The sequence below is a fragment of the Paenibacillus sp. Marseille-P2973 genome, from assembly GCF_018101095.1.
GTDB classification, from domain to species: domain Bacteria; phylum Bacillota; class Bacilli; order Paenibacillales; family Paenibacillaceae; genus Fontibacillus; species Fontibacillus vini.
Map to the genome: position 1 here is coordinate 79,860 of NZ_JAGQEH010000010.1, position 17,142 is coordinate 97,001.

The 17,142-nt window shown below is 53.1% G+C and carries 18 protein-coding genes; 2 read left to right on the plus strand and 16 right to left on the minus strand.

Going from position 1 to position 17,142, the window contains the following annotated elements; all coding sequences use genetic code 11:
* Window positions 1-65: 65 nt before the first annotated feature.
* From KB559_RS18420 to KB559_RS18450, 7 genes are all read right to left on the minus strand, one after another.
* Entirely contained in the window at window positions 66-1,265 is a 1,200-nt protein-coding gene (locus KB559_RS18420) for an ABC transporter permease (protein ID WP_211023718.1), read from the minus strand.
* The gene (locus KB559_RS18425; protein WP_211023720.1) at window positions 1,262-1,951 is read right to left on the minus strand and encodes an ABC transporter ATP-binding protein; all 690 of its coding nucleotides are present in this window, start codon (window positions 1,949-1,951) and stop codon (window positions 1,262-1,264) included. Before KB559_RS18425 ends, KB559_RS18420 begins: the two co-directional genes overlap by 4 nt.
* Window positions 1,948-3,015, minus strand: coding sequence for an efflux RND transporter periplasmic adaptor subunit (locus tag KB559_RS18430; protein WP_247681940.1), 1,068 nt, complete (start codon window positions 3,013-3,015; stop codon window positions 1,948-1,950). The genes KB559_RS18425 and KB559_RS18430 overlap by 4 nt, the downstream gene beginning before the upstream one ends.
* Before the next feature lie 20 nt (window positions 3,016-3,035).
* On the minus strand, window positions 3,036-3,677 hold the full coding sequence (locus KB559_RS18435) for a YIP1 family protein (RefSeq protein ID WP_211023724.1): 642 nt from the start codon (window positions 3,675-3,677) through the stop codon (window positions 3,036-3,038).
* Between the two features lie 122 nt (window positions 3,678-3,799).
* Complete coding sequence (nadE, locus tag KB559_RS18440; RefSeq protein WP_211023727.1) at window positions 3,800-4,609, minus strand: ammonia-dependent NAD(+) synthetase; 810 nt, start codon at window positions 4,607-4,609, stop codon at window positions 3,800-3,802.
* Window positions 4,610-4,722: 113 nt separating this feature from the next.
* Window positions 4,723-5,157, minus strand: a complete 435-nt coding sequence (locus KB559_RS18445; RefSeq protein WP_211023729.1) for a BrxA/BrxB family bacilliredoxin — start codon at window positions 5,155-5,157, stop codon at window positions 4,723-4,725.
* Between the two features lie 166 nt (window positions 5,158-5,323).
* On the minus strand, window positions 5,324-7,060 hold the full coding sequence (locus KB559_RS18450; RefSeq protein WP_211023731.1) for a two-component system sensor histidine kinase NtrB: 1,737 nt from the start codon (window positions 7,058-7,060) through the stop codon (window positions 5,324-5,326).
* A 139-nt stretch (window positions 7,061-7,199) separates the two neighbouring features.
* Here KB559_RS18450 and KB559_RS18455 point away from each other — a divergent pair, with 139 nt between their 5' ends.
* Window positions 7,200-8,474, plus strand: a complete 1,275-nt coding sequence (locus tag KB559_RS18455; protein WP_211023733.1) for a BaiN/RdsA family NAD(P)/FAD-dependent oxidoreductase — start codon at window positions 7,200-7,202, stop codon at window positions 8,472-8,474.
* Here the strand turns inward: KB559_RS18455 and KB559_RS18460 are convergent.
* Window positions 8,469-9,740, minus strand: coding sequence for an ABC transporter permease (locus KB559_RS18460; RefSeq protein WP_211023735.1), 1,272 nt, complete (start codon window positions 9,738-9,740; stop codon window positions 8,469-8,471). The two genes, KB559_RS18455 and KB559_RS18460, sit on opposite strands and share 6 nt — an antisense overlap.
* A 22-nt stretch (window positions 9,741-9,762) precedes the next feature.
* Window positions 9,763-10,467 (minus strand): ABC transporter ATP-binding protein, encoded by a 705-nt coding sequence (locus KB559_RS18465; RefSeq protein WP_211023737.1) that lies wholly within the window; start codon window positions 10,465-10,467, stop codon window positions 9,763-9,765.
* Between the two features lie 266 nt (window positions 10,468-10,733).
* Between KB559_RS18465 and KB559_RS18470 the strand changes: the two genes are divergently transcribed.
* On the plus strand, window positions 10,734-11,201 hold the full coding sequence (locus KB559_RS18470; RefSeq protein ID WP_211023739.1) for a MarR family winged helix-turn-helix transcriptional regulator: 468 nt from the start codon (window positions 10,734-10,736) through the stop codon (window positions 11,199-11,201).
* Window positions 11,202-11,306: 105 nt separating this feature from the next.
* On the opposite strand, the gene KB559_RS18475 is transcribed toward KB559_RS18470, so the two are convergent.
* The 7 genes from KB559_RS18475 to KB559_RS18505 all read right to left on the minus strand — a co-directional run bounded on the left by KB559_RS18475 (window position 11,307) and on the right by KB559_RS18505 (window position 17,123).
* Window positions 11,307-11,483 (minus strand): hypothetical protein, encoded by a 177-nt coding sequence (locus KB559_RS18475; RefSeq protein WP_211023741.1) that lies wholly within the window; start codon window positions 11,481-11,483, stop codon window positions 11,307-11,309.
* A 19-nt stretch (window positions 11,484-11,502) separates the two neighbouring features.
* Window positions 11,503-11,847, minus strand: coding sequence for a hypothetical protein (locus KB559_RS18480; protein ID WP_211023743.1), 345 nt, complete (start codon window positions 11,845-11,847; stop codon window positions 11,503-11,505).
* Window positions 11,848-11,893: 46 nt separating this feature from the next.
* Window positions 11,894-13,381, minus strand: coding sequence for an MDR family MFS transporter (locus KB559_RS18485; RefSeq protein ID WP_211023745.1), 1,488 nt, complete (start codon window positions 13,379-13,381; stop codon window positions 11,894-11,896).
* A gap of 131 nt (window positions 13,382-13,512) precedes the next feature.
* The gene (locus KB559_RS18490) at window positions 13,513-15,081 is read right to left on the minus strand and encodes an ABC transporter ATP-binding protein (protein WP_211023747.1); all 1,569 of its coding nucleotides are present in this window, start codon (window positions 15,079-15,081) and stop codon (window positions 13,513-13,515) included.
* Window positions 15,082-15,690 (minus strand): ECF transporter S component, encoded by a 609-nt coding sequence (locus KB559_RS18495; protein WP_211023749.1) that lies wholly within the window; start codon window positions 15,688-15,690, stop codon window positions 15,082-15,084.
* A gap of 101 nt (window positions 15,691-15,791) precedes the next feature.
* Complete coding sequence (locus KB559_RS18500; protein WP_211023751.1) at window positions 15,792-16,541, minus strand: energy-coupling factor transporter transmembrane component T family protein; 750 nt, start codon at window positions 16,539-16,541, stop codon at window positions 15,792-15,794.
* A 21-nt stretch (window positions 16,542-16,562) separates the two neighbouring features.
* Window positions 16,563-17,123: a GNAT family N-acetyltransferase gene (locus KB559_RS18505; protein ID WP_211023753.1), complete on the minus strand. Its 561-nt coding sequence runs from the start codon at window positions 17,121-17,123 to the stop codon at window positions 16,563-16,565.
* Window positions 17,124-17,142: the final 19 nt, after the last annotated feature.

The window sequence follows — 17,142 nt, forward strand, 5'->3', positions numbered from 1 at the left end:
GATCATCATCTCCATAGCACCGTCATTTTTTTGGTCTTTCGCTCGTTATTCATGCTTCCGGAATATCATTCATAGCGCAGCGATTCGATCGGATGCAGCTTGGAAGCTTTGTTAGCTGGATACAGGCCGAAGAAAATGCCCACCGCCGCCGAAAATCCGAATGCCAGCAGGATCGCCCAGAGGGACACCACGAAGGGCCAGCCCGAAATTAGGCTGAACAGATACGCGGCAAACAATCCCAGCAAGGCTCCCACCGTTCCCCCGATAAATGAAAGGATGACCGCTTCAATCATAAACTGAAGCATAATCGTACCCGGCGTGGCTCCGATCGCCTTGCGGATCCCGATCTCACGCGTCCGCTCCGTGACCGAAACGAGCATGATGTTCATGACGCCGATTCCTCCGACAAGAAGGGAAATTCCCGCAATCGATCCGATGATCGTCTGTAAGATAGAAAATGTGCTGGATACCATCTTTTCCGCGTCTTTTCCGCTTTCGGTCAAGTAGGAATCCGGCTCCACGTTTTTCCTGTCGGCCAGCCAACTCTTAAGGGTCTTCATCGTCCCTTCCATTTGATCCGGGGAGGAAGCTACGATCTCCAGCATCCCGAGCCGCCCGTTATCCCCGGCTTCTCCAAATGAAACCGCCGTGATAGGCACATACCCGGAATACCTTTCTCCTTCCATCCCGCTCAAGATATTCTCCTCCGTCTTGTATACGCCGATAATGCGGAACGTATCGTTCCCCAGAACGACTCTTCTGCCGACGGCTCCTCTTGCCGAGCCAAACGCCTTCTCCGCATATTTTGCGTCGGCCACAATGACTTTCTGTCTGCCTCTTTCCTCCTGGGCGCTAAAAAATCTGCCCGCCGTGATATCCAGCTTTTGCATTTTGGGCATCTCCGAGGTAGTTCCCGTTAAGGTGAAGCGCAGCTTATCTTGCTTCAGCTTCGTCGTCACCCCATAGCCAAGGGAGGCAGAGACATAACGAATGCCCGGAACCTTGCGTACTTCAGCTATATCCCGCAGCCGGAAATCGGCCTTCTCCACATTACTTTCATCATTATAATTCGGATAAATTACAAAATAGCCGTCTTCATAATTGGAAACCATCGAAATAATGGAGGATTGCCCCGCCTGCCCGATAGACACCACCGTAACAACCGCAGCGACCCCGAACACAATGCCGATCATCGTCAAAAAAGAGCGCAGCTTATTCATCCGCAAATTATCCAGGGCGACCCATACGCTTTCCCAAATGCTCATAGGCGGGCACTTCCCTTGCGCGTATCCTTAAGCAGTTTGCCGTCTCCGAACAGCAGCACGCGGTCCGCATGTTCCGCGATATCCGGCTCATGCGTGACCAGAACAATCGTCGTCCCTTCCTGGTGAATCTCTTTGAACAAGGCCATGATGTCATGGGAGGATTTCGTATCCAGATTCCCGGTCGGTTCATCCGCGAGCAGGATGGGAGCATCCATCGTCAAAGCGCGGGCGATCGCTACCCGCTGCTTCTGTCCGCCGGACAACTCGGTCGGCCGATGCTTCACCCGATCCTTAAGCCCCACCTTTTCCAACAGTTCCAGCGCCCGCTCGTTCCGCTTTTCCCGAGAAATCCCTGCGTACATCATCGGCAGCGTCACATTTTGCAATACCGTTTGCCTTCCCAGCAGATTGAAGCTCTGAAATACAAAACCGATCTTGCGGTTGCGAACCCGGGCAAGGTCATCCTCATTCAGCATATGGACTTCCTCCCCGTCGAGCACATAACTGCCGGAGGTCGGTACGTCCAGGCATCCGATAATATTCATCAGCGTCGATTTGCCGGAGCCCGAAGTCCCCATAATGGCTACGAACTCGCCACGTTCGACCTGCAGATTGATCTGGCTTAGTGCTTCCACTTCGAGCGGTCCATTTTTGTAAACTTTAGTGATGTCCGCCAGAGTAATCATTGGATGGCCACCTTGTCGCCGTCCCGGAGAGAATCCGCGCCTTCCACCACGATCCGCTCTCCTTTGTCGGCTCCGTTTACGATTTCGATCTGTTCCTCGCCCTCCTTGCCGGTTGTGACGGGCACTTGGACGGCTTTGTCTTCCTCAACAACGAACACAAAGGCCTGATCCCCCTCGTACTGTACAGCACCGATCGGAACGAGAAGCCGCGGCTTGTCCGGAATTTCCATGGCGATCGTCACATTGTAGCCGGAACGAAGCTCAGGCGACGCGGATTTCAGACCTACCGTCATTTCTACTGAGGCATCCTTCGAAGCGGGATCCACGACCTCCGCCGTCGGGGCCAAATAAGTCACCTCACCGTCATAGGTCTCTGCGATGGATTCGCCGGTAACGACAGCCTTCATCCCGACGGCAGCTTTACCGGCATCCAGTTCATTCAGATAAGCGCGAACCTTGTAGGCCGACAAATCGGAGATGGAGACAATTCCGCTTCCTTCGGCAATGAGCTGGCCCTCATTCACGGCTAGTCCGGTAACGACTCCGTCGACGGTCGCATGCACGGCGCTGTGCTCCAGTCTTCTCTCCAGAGATTCAATCGTTAGCCTGCTGCTTTGAATGCGCAGATCATAGGCCGTTAAATCCAGTTCCTCCACTTCCAGCCCGGGGTCCTCGCTCATCAGCTTTTTAAAGTTCTCGAAATGCTGTTTTTTAGCTTGAAGCCGCTCGGATTCCGCCAGTTGCAGATTCAGGCGCTCTTTCTCCAATTGTTCCTTGATTTCGTCCATCTTGAGCGTCAACAGAACTTGGCCTTTGGTCACGGAATCGCCCAGTTTGACGCTTAACTCTCCTATGACCCCGCTGGCCGGAGAATATACCTCCGTCGTCTTCTCCGGCTCCAGCTTGCCATTGGTGTATATCTCCTCTACGATCAATCCTTCTGCAACTTCGGCGGTCTTCACCGGTGTTGCCCGTTTTATGTTCACCAGGTTGACGAGAACCAGGCCGATTACGATTAATCCAAGAATCAGTCCCCAAATCCACTTTCGCTTTAACACTTCCATCACCCTATCCTATTCTCTGGTCAAACGAACAACAACGAGCCTAGTGAAAACACGAGCCAGGTGCCGACAATCCACATGCCAACCGTCTTTCGCGGCCGTTTCATCATCACCGAAGCGCCGATCACATAGAGGACCAAGCCCCAGATAGCGAACGGATTACTCAGCGTCAAAACGTAATACAACATACTTGTCTTATCCGATACGAGGGCGGCCAGGCTGATCGAAACGTCCGTGACCGCCTTCGCTTCGGTGGCATATACCATAATTCCGGCGAGCAAGCTGCCAAGCATCCCGGGCAAAGCCGCGTAGGACATCATAGTTACCAGTTGCATGTACTTGGCCTCACCCCGGACAATCAGGTTCAGAAGCACATACAGCAGGGCTCCGACAAAAATCATGGCCACAATACTCAGCGGCGTCGTGACTATGGAGACGACATTAGTAGAGGCCACAATGCTGTCAATATTACTTGGATCGACCAGCCCTTGCTTTTTCAAAGCATCCATGGTCGCCTGCTCCATGGCCGGCAGTTGCAGATAAATCGCCACCGTGGATACTACCATTAGCAAGATTAAAGGAAAAATCCATGCCGTCTTGCTTTTTTCCCTGACCCTTTGGAACGTTTCCGTTGGCGATACGAAAATGGTGAACAAGTTTTTCAAGCGCAATCCTCCCTAGCTCCGTTTTTTCATCATATGTATTAGAAACAAGCTGCTAATATGTATACGGAAAACTATGGAATAAAGATTCGGAAGCTTTGAAAAAAGTCACCAATTCAGTAAAATCAGATCCCAGGAATCGGACTTCGTTTATGCTCTGTCTTCCGGTACAAAGACTCCAAGCGCTCCCGGACTGCCGGCTCTACCTCTTTCCCCTCCAAATAATCGCTGTTATCCTCATAGCTGATTCCAAGTTCCTTCTCGTCGGTTTGACCCGCCCACAGGCCGGCTGACGGTGCTTTGTCAATGATATCGGCCGGCACGCCGAGATGGAGCGCAAGCTGGCGCACCTGCCGTTTGTTCAGCGAACTGAGCGGCGTAATATCGACGGCCCCGTCTCCCCATTTGGTATAGAACCCCGTAATGGCTTCCGAAGCATGATCGGTACCGACCACCAATAAATTGAGTTCAAAGGATAGGGCATATTGGACAACCATGCGGGTCCGTGCTTTGACATTGCCTTTGCCCTTATGGCTCAGATGCCGGAATTGTCCGATATTTTTTAATCCGTGTTCCGTTTCCAACGCGATTTCGTCAACCGTATCCTCGATATTCGTCTCTACCGTATGCGTCAAACCGAAGGCCTTGGCTACCTCGTAGCTATGCCCGATATCCTCCTGCTCTCCATAAGGCTGAAATACGCCGAGCGTGATATATTCCCGGCCCGTCTCCTCGGTCAATTCATCTGTCGCACGCTTGCACAGGGCGGTCGCCACCGCGCTGTCAACTCCGCCGCTGATTGCAATCAGCAATCCTGTAGTACTGGAGCTCAATACATGCTCCTTCAAAAAGTCCACCCGGCTGCGGGTCTCCTCCTCCACGTCAATCGCGGGCTTCACACCTAAACGTTCAATGATTTCCTGTTGCAAACTCATTTTTTATCCCTCCGTTATCTGCACTTATGCAATATGTAAAACGTAAAACGCCCCGCAAGTCGCTGTAAATGCCGATCTGCGGGACGCTTGGGTCCTATCATTAAGTTAGAGCCTTAACGGCAAAAGCGGTCAAATGCGCTTGTCAGATCAGCGGCAATTTCTTCAGCCGAACGATCCTCAATTTGATGACGCTCGATAAAATGTACAAGTTCTCCATCCTTCATCAGTGCAATCGAAGGCGAAGACGGCGGATAGGGAGCAAAGTATTCCCGAGCCGTCGCAGTTGCTTCTTTATCCTGCCCTGCAAAGACCGTAAACAAGTGGTCAGGAGTCAAATCATGCTGCAGCGCTTTGGCCACGCCAGGACGGCATTGTCCGGCCGCACAGCCGCAAACCGAGTTTACAACGACCAGCGTCGTCCCTTTTGCGTCAGGCAAAGATTCCTTTACTTCCTCAGGAGTGCGAAGCTCCTGAATTCCCAGAGAGGTCAGTTCATCCCGCATCGGTTGAACCATATCTCTCATATATTGATCAAATGACATTGACATAGCTGTATCACTCCTCATGAAAACTGGTGTCTCGAAAGCGGACCCTCCGCTTCGGCATCAAACTATATATAATTATACATTCATAAGGAAGGAAAGCAACTTTACATCCACGGTTATATGTATATTCTCATACTCGGCATTCCCTTACACTGCAAGGTTTTGCTGACTAATCTTCCAGCGCCGAGGTTGCTGTATTGCGGTGAAGCTGCGAAGTTTGGGCGAATGGAAAAAATACAGTAAACGTTGTGCCCTTCCCTTCCTCCGATTCGATGCTGATTTTGCCGCTATGCCGCTCCATAATACTTAGACAAAGCGACAGACCCAGCCCCGTTCCCTGCGATTTTGTCGTAAAAAAAGGTTCGAAGAGTCTTTCCTGCTGAGCCGGGGAAATGCCTGCTCCCGTATCCTTGACATATAGCTCCACACCGTCTGCGCAGCACTTTGTCTCCAGAACCAGCTGCCCCTTATCGTCCATCGCTTCCATTCCGTTGCGCCCCAGATTCAAAATCAGCTGTTTGATTTCCTTCTGGTTCAGCAGCAGCTCCGGAACCTTCTCATCCAACATAACCTCGATGCTTTGGCCCCGTAGATTGGCATCCGCCCACAGGAGAGGCGTTAGTTCCTTGATGATTTCATGCAGGCTGCAAAGCTCCATCTTGACGGCCCGGTTCTGCGCCAGGGACAAGAAGTCGTTAATGATACTGTTGGCACGGTCTAACTCCTCCATCACGATCCGATAATAATGTTCCAGAGAAGAAGGACTCTTCTCCCGCATCAATTGGAGAAATCCCCGAACCACGGCCATCGGATTTCGAATTTCATGCGTAATCCCCGCAGCCATCTGCCCTACGAGACTGAGGCGTTCGACATGATTCAGTTCCTTGCGGAACGTTTCCAATTCGGTAATGTCCTGAATAACGACCACCGCGCCGATCGTTTCGTCGGTGTGCCCTTTTGTGATCGGTGACGTACTGGTAAAATAGATTTGATCCCCGTTCTGAAGCAGCTCCCGAGTTTTCGTATTTCTTTCCAGCGTCTCGGTAGCCCGGGAATTCAGAACTTGGAATTGGCTGTCGGTAAGAACCGTGTTCAGCTTGTGCTTGATCAGGTTATCTCTTGTAGCCGAAGGATCACTCTTGCGATACAGGCGGAGAAACGTTTCGTTAATCGCCATAATATCTCCCTGCCTGTCGAGCAGAATAATGCTGAGCGGAGCGGCATCCATACTCTGCTGCAGCTTCTCCGCCTCGCGGAAGTAATTGCGTGACAACTGCATAACCTGGAGGCGAAGCTTTTCCTTCTCCAGAGTATGCTCAATCATATAGACGAACAGCGACCCGATCAGGAGCGTTACAAGAATATTAATCAACGCTGCAGCCAGGGAAAACAAGTCGGTTTGCAACGTCTCCATCCCGGTCAGAAACGGGGAAGACGTAATCATCAGCTCACCGGCGACAAAAAATACGGACAGAGTTACGACCTTGCCGTGCCGCCCTGTCATTTTGAAATAATTAGATGTCAGGAGCACCAAAGGATACAGAAGCATCCCGGTTTCCAGGATTAAGCCGGAAAAAGTGAAGTTTAATGCAAATAAGGGGTAAAGCAGCAGATGAAACAGCCCCAGTGCGATACCATCGCGCAACCGGCCATAGAGCATCAAGGCAAACAACGGTAAAATCCCATAATTAATCGGAATGTAGTCCCATAAGCGGGTGGAAAAAACAGAGCAAAGCAGCATGCTTAACGTACAAGTATACAAGAGTCCTACGGAATAGGATTTTTTGCGTCCGGCCCTCTCCTTCGGCATCGAATCGGCGGCGGACTTCCCATAAGACAGCGGGAACAAAAATGCAGGTAAACCGGCAACCAGCATCTGCAGCAAGACTTCTTTTATCTCCCCCACGTTCTCCCTCCTTTGGCGGAAGAATTCATTCTATTTCCGATTAAATCATAGGCGACAAAGTTTTACAATATTTCTTGTTTTGGATAAAAGAAACAATTTGCATTTGTGAAAAAAGTACAAATAAAAAGGGGTAGTCCATATGAAGAATTACGAGGTTATTGTTATTGGCGGCGGACCGTCGGGTTTGATGGCGGCAATCGCTGCCGCGGAACAGGGGGCAAAGGTTGCTTTGCTTGATAAAGGGGACAAGCTGGGGCGCAAACTCGGCATTTCAGGAGGCGGACGGTGCAACGTTACCAACGCCAAGGAGATCGATGAGTTAATCACCTTTATCCCCGGAGGCGGGCGTTTCCTGCACAGCGCCTTCGCTTTGTTCGGCAATCGGGATATTATCGCATTCTTTGAAAACCTGGGGATTCCTTTGAAGGAAGAGGACAATGGAAGAATGTTTCCGGTATCGGACAAAGCCAAAACGGTCGTTGACGCCCTGATCGGCAAAGCCAGATCACTGGGGGTAACGCTGTTGACCCATCATCCGGTCCGGGAACTGTTATTCGGTGCCGAAGGTACGGAGGGCGTTAAGCTGACAAATGGCGAAAAGATTGGAGCCAAGTCGATTGTGGTGGCGACCGGAGGGAAATCCGTGCCCCATACCGGATCGACCGGCGATGGTTATCCATGGGCAGAAGCTGCGGGGCACACGATTACAGAGCTGTTTCCTACCGAAGTACCGATCATCTCGAAGGAACAGTTTATTGTCAGCCGGGAGCTGCAAGGCTTGTCCCTCCGCGATGTGAAGCTGTCCGTTCTGGATCCGAAGGGTAAAACCGTTATTTCCCACCGGGGCGACATGATCTTCACCCATTTCGGACTCTCGGGGCCGATCGCCCTGCGTTGCAGCGGATTTATTCGCGGAGTCAAGAAGAAACATCAGGTATCCGAAGTCACCATGTCCATAAATTTGTTTCCCGACCGTTCCTCCGGGGACCTGGAATCCTTTCTGCGCAAAATGGCCGTTGCCGAACCTAAAAAGGCATTGAAGAATGTTCTGAAAGGAACAATCCCGGAGCGGTTGCTTCCGCTTCTGTTCGAAAGAGCCGGGCTCCCTGGTGAAACCACCTATGAACATCTTCCAAAGGAAGCTTGGCTTGCCTTCGTAGCCGAGACGCAGAACCTCCGAATTCAGGTAACCGGAACCCGTCCGTTCGAAGAGGCGTTCGTCACCGGCGGCGGCGTAAACCTGAAGGAAATCAATCCGAAGACGATGGGCTCGAAGCTGATGTCCGGTCTATTCTTCTGCGGCGAGGTACTCGATGTCCACGGATACACCGGCGGATACAATATCACGGCAGCCTTCGCCACCGGATATACCGCCGGTCATCACGCCGCGAAATCGGCGCAGGGGGAGTTATAAGCTCCCCCTGCGCCGGTATCCGGACGGGAAGAGCTTCCACATCGTTCCGGCGACCCGGGCAATGAGCAGTCCGGCCGGAATCCCGGCCAAGACTCCCCACCAAGCCTGGAGCAATGCGGCACCAAGCACGCAGGTGATGATAACGACCGCCGGATACAGCAGCAATGCCATCAGTTGGGTTGCGCAGCGGTATTCGGTATGCTCGGCAACCGGCAAAATGTCCATGAGATCCCGGGTAAAAAAGTAACGGCGATGGCCGTTCAACCAATAAACCAGGAGTACCAGCAACGCGGCATATACGATGAGATTTACCGGGTATGCCGGAAAATAAACCGCTATGCAGCCGAAAAACGTGAATTGCCCGTACAACTTGATTTCAGGACCTCTGAAAAAGGATTTGAACGCCGTTTCCGCGATCCGGTCCTCCGGCTTGCTGGAACGGAGTAAACGTCCGCCGCGCCGGAATAGCCAAGGCCGGGTCCGCACCGCGGGAGGACGATCCACGGCCCCGGACAGCAGCATGCCGGTCAGCGACGTCTTTTGCCGCTCATCCTCGCGAATCTCGGCGTCAAATCTTCCGCGGAGGCGAAAGAAGCGAATCCAAGCGAGCAACAAGGCCAGGGAAATGCAGAGGATCAGGGTTGCCGCGGTTGCCGCCGGGCTACCCATCCCCCGCAGCATCCAAAGGGTGAAGCTTCCCCCCAGCATGCTGAATGCGATCGACTTCAACACCATCTGCCTCCAGCCGGACCAGCGTACATTTATCAGGTTCGACAAGAGGAGATGTACGGTTTTAAAGCCGCAGGTCACGGCCAACAGCACCAAAATACCAGGCAGTCCCATATCATAAACCCGGCTCAACAACGGAGCGATCAGCACGAAGCAGGCGCCGATCGCGGTAAAGCTGCCGAGCATCGAGGACAGCGCGCCTCCGATCATCATGCCTTTCAGCCAACGCGGACGCTGCTTCAGAAATAGCACATCAGCGGCTTCGATATACAAGACCAGACCACCAAAGGCATAGATCAGGATGAGCAGCAGACCGGATAAGGCGGTCAACGGCAAGCTCTGGAGCCATAGGGGAAGTTCCTCCCTCCAAAGGCCGAAATAACCCCTCCCCAGCAGAAGCAGTCCGGGAATGCCAAGATACAGCAAGACGATGCCGTCAAAAGTGTACCGCAGAATCGCCATTTGCTTTCCCCAGTGATCGGCCCATCTCCTTAATAATAATCGCCGGACATTCATTTCGGCCGTAATTCGAAACATCGTCTTCCCTCCTTCCCGCCCATCAAGTCAGCACGTCGAAGCAGTCAAACAGAGGCGCTCCCGGAAGCCCTGCGGTCCGGCGGATCTCATCCAGCGTTCCGCTGGCAGCCACCTTGCCGTCAGCCATCAAAATAAAATCATCGCAAATGCGCTCCGCCGTGTCGAGAACATGGGTGCACATCAGGACTCCGGCTCCCCTTAACCGCTCCTCTTCCAATAGCCCGAGAAAATCTTTCGTGGCTCGTGGATCCAAACCTATAAAAGGCTCGTCCACGATGTATACATCCGGTTTCAGAAGAAAGCCGATCATTAGCATCATCTTTTGGCGCATCCCTTTGGAGAAGCCCCCCGGAAGATGATTCCGAACTTCGGTCATTCTGAATTTCTCCAGGAGGAGAAGGCTCTCGCTTTCGAATTCCCGCTCGTCCATTCCATATACCGCAGCGGCCAGGCTTAAATGCTCCCATAATGTCAAAGTATCGTAAAAAAACGGATGCTCGGGGACATAAGCGTACTTGTCCGAGCTTCCGGTAAAGCTCACATTTGCTTTTACCTCCGGGAGCAGGCCGAGAATCGCTTTTAATGTCGTGCTTTTGCCCGCACCATTAGGACCGATCAAGCCCGTTAATTTCCCTGACTGTACATGAAGGGTGACATGTTCAATTTTAGGTTTGCCGGCCTCGTAGCCGGCTTCCTCGATTTCTACCCGCAGCAATGGCTCTGTCATATGCTTCCCCCGCTTCTTTCTGCCGACTGTTTTCCTTCTCTTACTACGTTTCGTTCGTCCCCAAGGTTTCGCCGGGTGATTGCGTGAGCCGCGATCAAGCAGTCAGTTCCCGCTCCAAAATCAGCGGCCTGAGCAAAAAGTAGCTTTAAAAATTAAATCTGAAAATTGTGATAAATTATATTTTTTTAAAACTTTCCGTGTTCTAAGATAACAATGATCCTAACTACTTTAAACACTGTGAAAATATAGAAAGAGGCGGGATGAACATGTTGAAAACCGAGGAACGCGGAACCGATTTGTCGCTTCATCTGTACCGGGTATTTGCCAAGTCGTTCAAAAGCGTCAACGAGCATGCCGTGACAGGAAGCAAAATTCAAGGTTTTAATCCAACGGCTTTTGCCGTAATGGAAGTGCTTTATTACAAGGGAGCTCAGCCGATTCAGCAAATCGGTGCCAAGCTGCTGCTGCAAAGCGGCAATGTCACTTATGTTATCGACAAGCTGGAATCGGCCGGATACCTGCACCGCACCCCTTGCCCGCGTGACCGGCGCGTTATTTTTGCCGAGCTCACACCGAAAGGCAAGGATTTGATGGACCAGCTATATCCCGAATTTTCAGACCGGATCGATCACGCGCTTAGCGGATTGAACGAAGACGAAAAGCAGGTCATGATCGAGCTGCTCAAGAAAATGGGACGAGAAGCCGAGAAATTGGCCCCGCTCGCCCGGAAGTAGAGTCATAGTCCGTTTCCGGTGCATCGGAAGATGTTATCGGGAAAACAGCAATAAACAGCAAAACGGCTTGATCGGGAAGTATCCTGATCAAGCCGTTTTTTGTTCCTAATGCGAAGGGTCCATGTCTCTCTCTTTGTTATGATTGCGGACGTCATGTGTACGGCGGTCATTGACATCCTGCTGCAGCTGCTGTGCCTGGTGGCTGTTTACGGGAGATTGCTCCAAGTCGTGAACGACATTCCCCAGGTTTTTATCGCCGGCAAATCCTCTGGCTTTCGTCATCCGGGCAGTCCTCGCTTTCTCAATTAGGCTTTGTAATCCGTTGAAGGGCCTGGGCACATTCATGAAGATGACGGACATAATCCGAGGTCATCTCCTGAATTTTCTCGCTCCGCTCATTGACGGTCTGCCCGTCCCTTTCCACATCAACCAACGCCACGGAAACCTCGCGCGTATCCTTATAAGAACATTCGAAATCGAACGAGTAAAACTGGCGGCCCGCCGCATTGATATGAATACGGAGTCCTTGCGGATTTCCGAGATCGGCCTCCACCTGCGCCGAATCTCCCGGGTTCAGATATTCCGGCAGTTGCTGCTGCCACGCATGGACGAGCGAGCCTTGATCCAGACTCAATTCCTCATTCATCCTAACACCTCCCCTTTCCCGTTATGGTGTGGAGGAAGCTGCTGTTTTATACCTCTTCAGGTTCAGGCGCTTTGCTGCGAAGACCGAGTGCGGAAACTACGCCGAGGACCGCTATAATTGCCATAATGATAAACAAAGTATGGAGACTTCCGCCAAGCACATGCTTCAATTCCGCCCACAATTCCTTCGGCAGGAGGTGAACCTTTTCCGGGGACAACAAGTTGTTGATGTCATCCTGGGAGACCTGGGTGCCTGAAGGCGTGCCTTTAGCGGTTCGGGACACAATCCCAAGATTGATTAAGGTACCGAATACCGTAACTGCAATCGTCTGGCCGATCGACTTAACGAACGAGTTAAGCGCATTGGAAGCGCCGCGCAGATTGTAATTGACGGACGATTGAGCGATGATTGTGAACACCGAGAATGAAAACCCGAAGCCAAGACCGTACAGCGCATTAAAAATCAGCATCACGTAAATCGGCGTTCCTTCATGAATAAACGCCATACCGCCTGCACCCACGGCGATGATCAGCATGCCGATGAGCGACGTTAGCCGTGACCCGCGGCTGATAATCCAACGCGACCCGATGATCGACCCCAGCATCCAGCTGATCGACATCGGAGCGAGCACCAGGCCGGAAATGGTGGCGTTTTTCCCGAGAACGCCCTGTACCCATAAAGGAAGATACGAGGTAAGTCCGATCAAAAGAGCGCTCGCCAGCAAACTGGCGACATTGGAATAGGCAATATCGCGGATGCGGAACAATTTCAATGGAACGAGCGGTTCCTCCGCTTTTTTCTCCACGATAAAGAACAGCGCCAGCATCACTGCCGCAAGAACGAAGATGCCGATTAACAGCGGCGAATTCCAGGCCAATTGCTGGCCACCGGTCGCGAGACCGAACAGCAGCGCCGTTACGCCGACCGTAAAGGTGACCGCTCCGCTGATGTCGACCTTCACTTTTCGTTTCACTATATCTTCTTTTAAATATTTTATGATGAAAATGAGCGACAAGAGCCCGAATGGCACATTAAACCCGAAAACCCAACGCCAGTTGAGCGAATCGACAAAATAGCCGCCGAGCAAGGGGCCGATCAAAGAAGAGATCCCCCAAACCGAGCTGATCCAGCCTTGAACCTTCGCTCGTTCGTTAATGGAGTAAATATCGCCGATAATCGTAAACGTGACCGGAGTCAAAGCACCGGCGCCGATCCCCTGGATCGCCCGGAACAGGATTAACTGCTCCATGCTTTGCGAAAGCCCGGATAATAGCGAACCGGCCAGGAACAATACCGAACCGATGACAAACACCGGTTTTCTTCCGTACAAATCGCTGATTTTGCCAAAAATCGGCGTCGTTACAGCCATCGTAAGCAAGTAGGCGGTAAACACCCAGCTTAGCAGTTCCACTCCTCCCAGATCCCCGACGATTCTCGGCCCGGCCGGACCGATTACCGTTCCTTCAATCGCAGCCAGGAACGTGGAGAGCAGCAAACCGATTAAAATATAATTCCTTTTTAGTGCGGTACCCAAAATAATGACTTCCTTTCTCAAACCTCTATGCGTGCAGACTTTTATAAGACAATTAATTATATAGGAAGCCCTTCTAAAAATAAAGACAGCATACCTCCAGGCGAAAGCCGGAGACTGCTGTCCGGATGAAGTTAATTTTCCCGAAGTTTGCCGTTATCGAGCGTCCATATTTTGGTCTGCTCCCCAGCAAAAAACTCGGGTTCATGCGTAATCATCAATATGGCCGTCCCCTCGGAAACCGCCTTCCGGCACAAGGCCGACAGCAAGCGGGCGCCTGCGTAGTCCGTGCCTGCCGTCGGTTCATCCAGCAGGATGAGCCTCTTCCCGGTCATGAACCCGGCCGCGGCGCTCAGAAGGCGCTTCTCTCCGCCTCCAAGCACATAGGGCGAAGCTTGCTCCCGGCCTTCCAGACCGATCATCCGGAGCATTTCCTTCGCCTTCAGAAGCAATGGCTCCGGGGTTGCATCCTTGGCTCGAAGCTTCAAAGAGCAACGCGGTCCGTAAAGCAGCTCGTCCAGCACCGTCGAAGCGACAAATTGCTGATCAGGATGCTGGAAGACATAGCCGATGTCCTCCGCTAATTCGTACAAGGAGCTGCGCGAAGCGTCGCGGCCTCTCCAGAAGATGGCTCCCGAAGGTGCCGGAAGCAAGCCGAGCATCAGCCGGGACAGCGTTGTTTTGCCCGACCCGTTGTCCCCGCGCAGAATATGCCATTCGCCTTCGTGAATCTGCATGTGCACATCCTTCAGGACGGCCGGTTCCGTCAGATCCGGCCTGCTGCCGGACCGCCTCCGGCCCTTTGCCCCGTAGGCAAAGGAGAGCCCGCGCAGCTCCAGCAGCGGAGCTGCGCCGGGCCGGGCGTCCGCCGCTGCGGCCGGGGCCGCCTCTCCGCTCGGCGCTTCGCCCGGCGCCTGCGGCAGTAGCCCCAGGCCGCTTAGCAGCGGGCGCTGATCGCGCAGCAGCTCCGCGGCCGCGCCGTCCGCTGCGACGCGGCCGGCGGCCAGCACGACCAGCCGCGGCGCGGCCAGGGCGAGCTCGTCCAGCCGCCCCGTCAGCGTCACCAGCGTCCGGCCGCTCTGGTGAAGCCGGCGCAGCAGCGCCAGCAGACGCTGCCTTGACGCCGCGTCCAGGCTTGCCGCCGCCTCGTCCAGCACGAGGATCGGCGGCTCCAGCGCCAGCACGGACGCGACGGCTGCGCGCTGGCGTCCCCCGCCGGACAGCTCGTTCACGTTGTCCCGGCGGCGTTCCAGCAGATCCGCGTCCTGCAGCGACGCGGTCACCCGCCGCTCGATACTTTCGACCGGCAGGCAAAGATTTTCCGGGCCGAACGCGACCTCGTCCTCCAATCGGCCTTGGACGAGTTGAGCGTCCGGGTCCTGAAAGACGATGCCGATCACGCCGGCCAAATCTGCGATCTCCGCCGAAGCCGGGTCAAATCCGCCTACCGTAACCCGGCCTTCCCGGGAACCGCCTCCCGCCCGGGGAAGATATCCGCTTAGGAGAGCGCCCAAGGTCGATTTCCCGCAGCCGCTCGGTCCGGCGATCGTTACCCATTCCCCTGCGCGAATGGCGAGAGAAATTCCATCTATAGCCGGGCCGGCTTCACCTTCATAGGTATAAAATACATCTTGCAAAGCTATCGCCAAGTTGCCGTCTCCCGATTGAGCAAATACGGAAGAAGAAACGATTGAATTTTTCATCTAACCCTCGACGCCCCGCTTGACGGCATACCGCCGCAAAAGTCCGCTGCGTGCCAGCGCGTCTCCGATCAGCTTGGACAGCAGACCGCAGAGCACCATCCCGCTGAGAATACGAACCGCCAGCGCAATCAAGAGGATATCCGTTCCCCATTTCATATAACCGAACATCCGGGCCGCGAAGAAAAACCAAATCGGCACCAAAGCCCCGCCTGCCAGAAGCATGACTGGAAAACTCCACTTTCTGTAACGGAAAAAAGCAAATATCGCTTCGGCGACAACTATATAACACGCCGCGGCCACAAAACAGGATGCAATCCCGTAGGCCGAGCCCATAAACGCCTGTACCACCGCTCCAATTCCGTATGTAATGACCGCCGTCCCCGGCTTGCGGATGATGTAGCAGGCAAGCAAACCATAGATCATGTATAGACCGGTTACTGTCGAAGTGGCGATCGGTCCTCCGAGTCCGTTTAGAGCCATATTCAAGGGCGAAAGATACACCGTCATTACCGCATTGGCGGCAGCCAACATCGCCATCAACACTATATCCAGGGTTGTAAACGCCTTAAAGGTGATCTTCCCCTTACTTGCATTTGCATAGTCCTTCATATTTGTCATCCTCTCCGCTTCATTGTAAACCACGTTTTTTAAATATAGGTTGACAATAAGGATTCGTCAAGGCTTTCTTTGCGGGTTCGCGCCCGATTCATTTATATAAGAAACCATAATCCCGTTACGGCAGCGATGCTGATAATCATAAGCGCGTACCCCCTGGCTGAAACCTTGACCTCACGCAAAAAAGTTCGGCTTTTATAGGCTCCAAACCCTTTGGTTTCCATCGAGCCTGCGGTTTGCTCCACACGCCGGATTGCCCCCGCGAACACGGCTACCAGATTTTCGCGCCAAACCCCAAATCTCTCACCGAGCCCCCGAGGTTTCCGGCCATAACGAATCTTACGGGCCTCGGCGGCACTCCTTCTTTCCTGTTCCAAAAGCGGAAGAAACGTAAGCGCCATCGATATTCCGAACACAAACCGGTACGGCAGCTTCAGCCGGGTCGTCATCATAATAACGAAGTCCTGAGGATCGGTCGTCTCAATATAAATCAGCGACGAAATAAACAGGCAGAACATCCGGAGCGTAATCGCCGCCGCATATAGAATCGCTTCAGACGAGATGCGAATTCCGCCCAGCGCCCAATATTCTCCTCCCCCGGGTGAGGCGAGTGTTGTCAGAACGAACAACGGCAACCCGAAAACGGCAATATAGCCCATCCGGCTGGCCAGCCTTCCCCAGGACATTCCCGCACCGGACAGAGCGGAGACCGTAAGCAAGAGCAGCAAACCGCACAAAGGCAGCGGCTTGTCCCAATGCATAGCCAACATTGCGATGCAAAACAAAGAGATCAGCTTGCTAAGCGGATCAAGCTTATGTAGCGGATATTGGCCTTGTTTCCTCACTCCGGCATTCCTCCCCTTCCCTCAGCGTCCGTATTCTCTCTTCAAAAGAGAGTATATCAACAGATCGACAAAGCCCTCTTCCGTTTTCTGATACTCGCGCAGCAATCCTTCTTCCCGGAAGCCAAAAGCCCGAAGCAGCGATCTTGACGCGTCATTCCTCGGATCCACCAGCGCCTCGATCCGGTTCAGCCCCATCGTTCCATATCCGAAGGGCAGCACCATCCGAAAAGTTTCGGACATATAGCCCCGGCCCCAATATTCACGTCCTAAATCATAACCGATCTCCCCGCGGTAGGCGCCGGCCAGCTCCCAAACATTGAAGCCGCAACTCCCGATCAGCCTGCCGGTCTCTTTCAATTCAATTCCCCAGCGCAGGGTATCCTCGCTCTCGGAAAGACCGTTCAGCAAATTGATCATTTCGTAAGTATCCTCGATGGAGGCAAACGGAGGCATATTCATATACCGTACTACCTCGGGATCGCTCCAGTAACGGAACATCTCGCGGGCATCCTTCTTTTCCATCCGCCGCAAAATCAGCCTCTCGCTTTCAAGCACCGGAATCTCTCCGCCGCATTTATACATCGGAATCCCCCTGACAGAA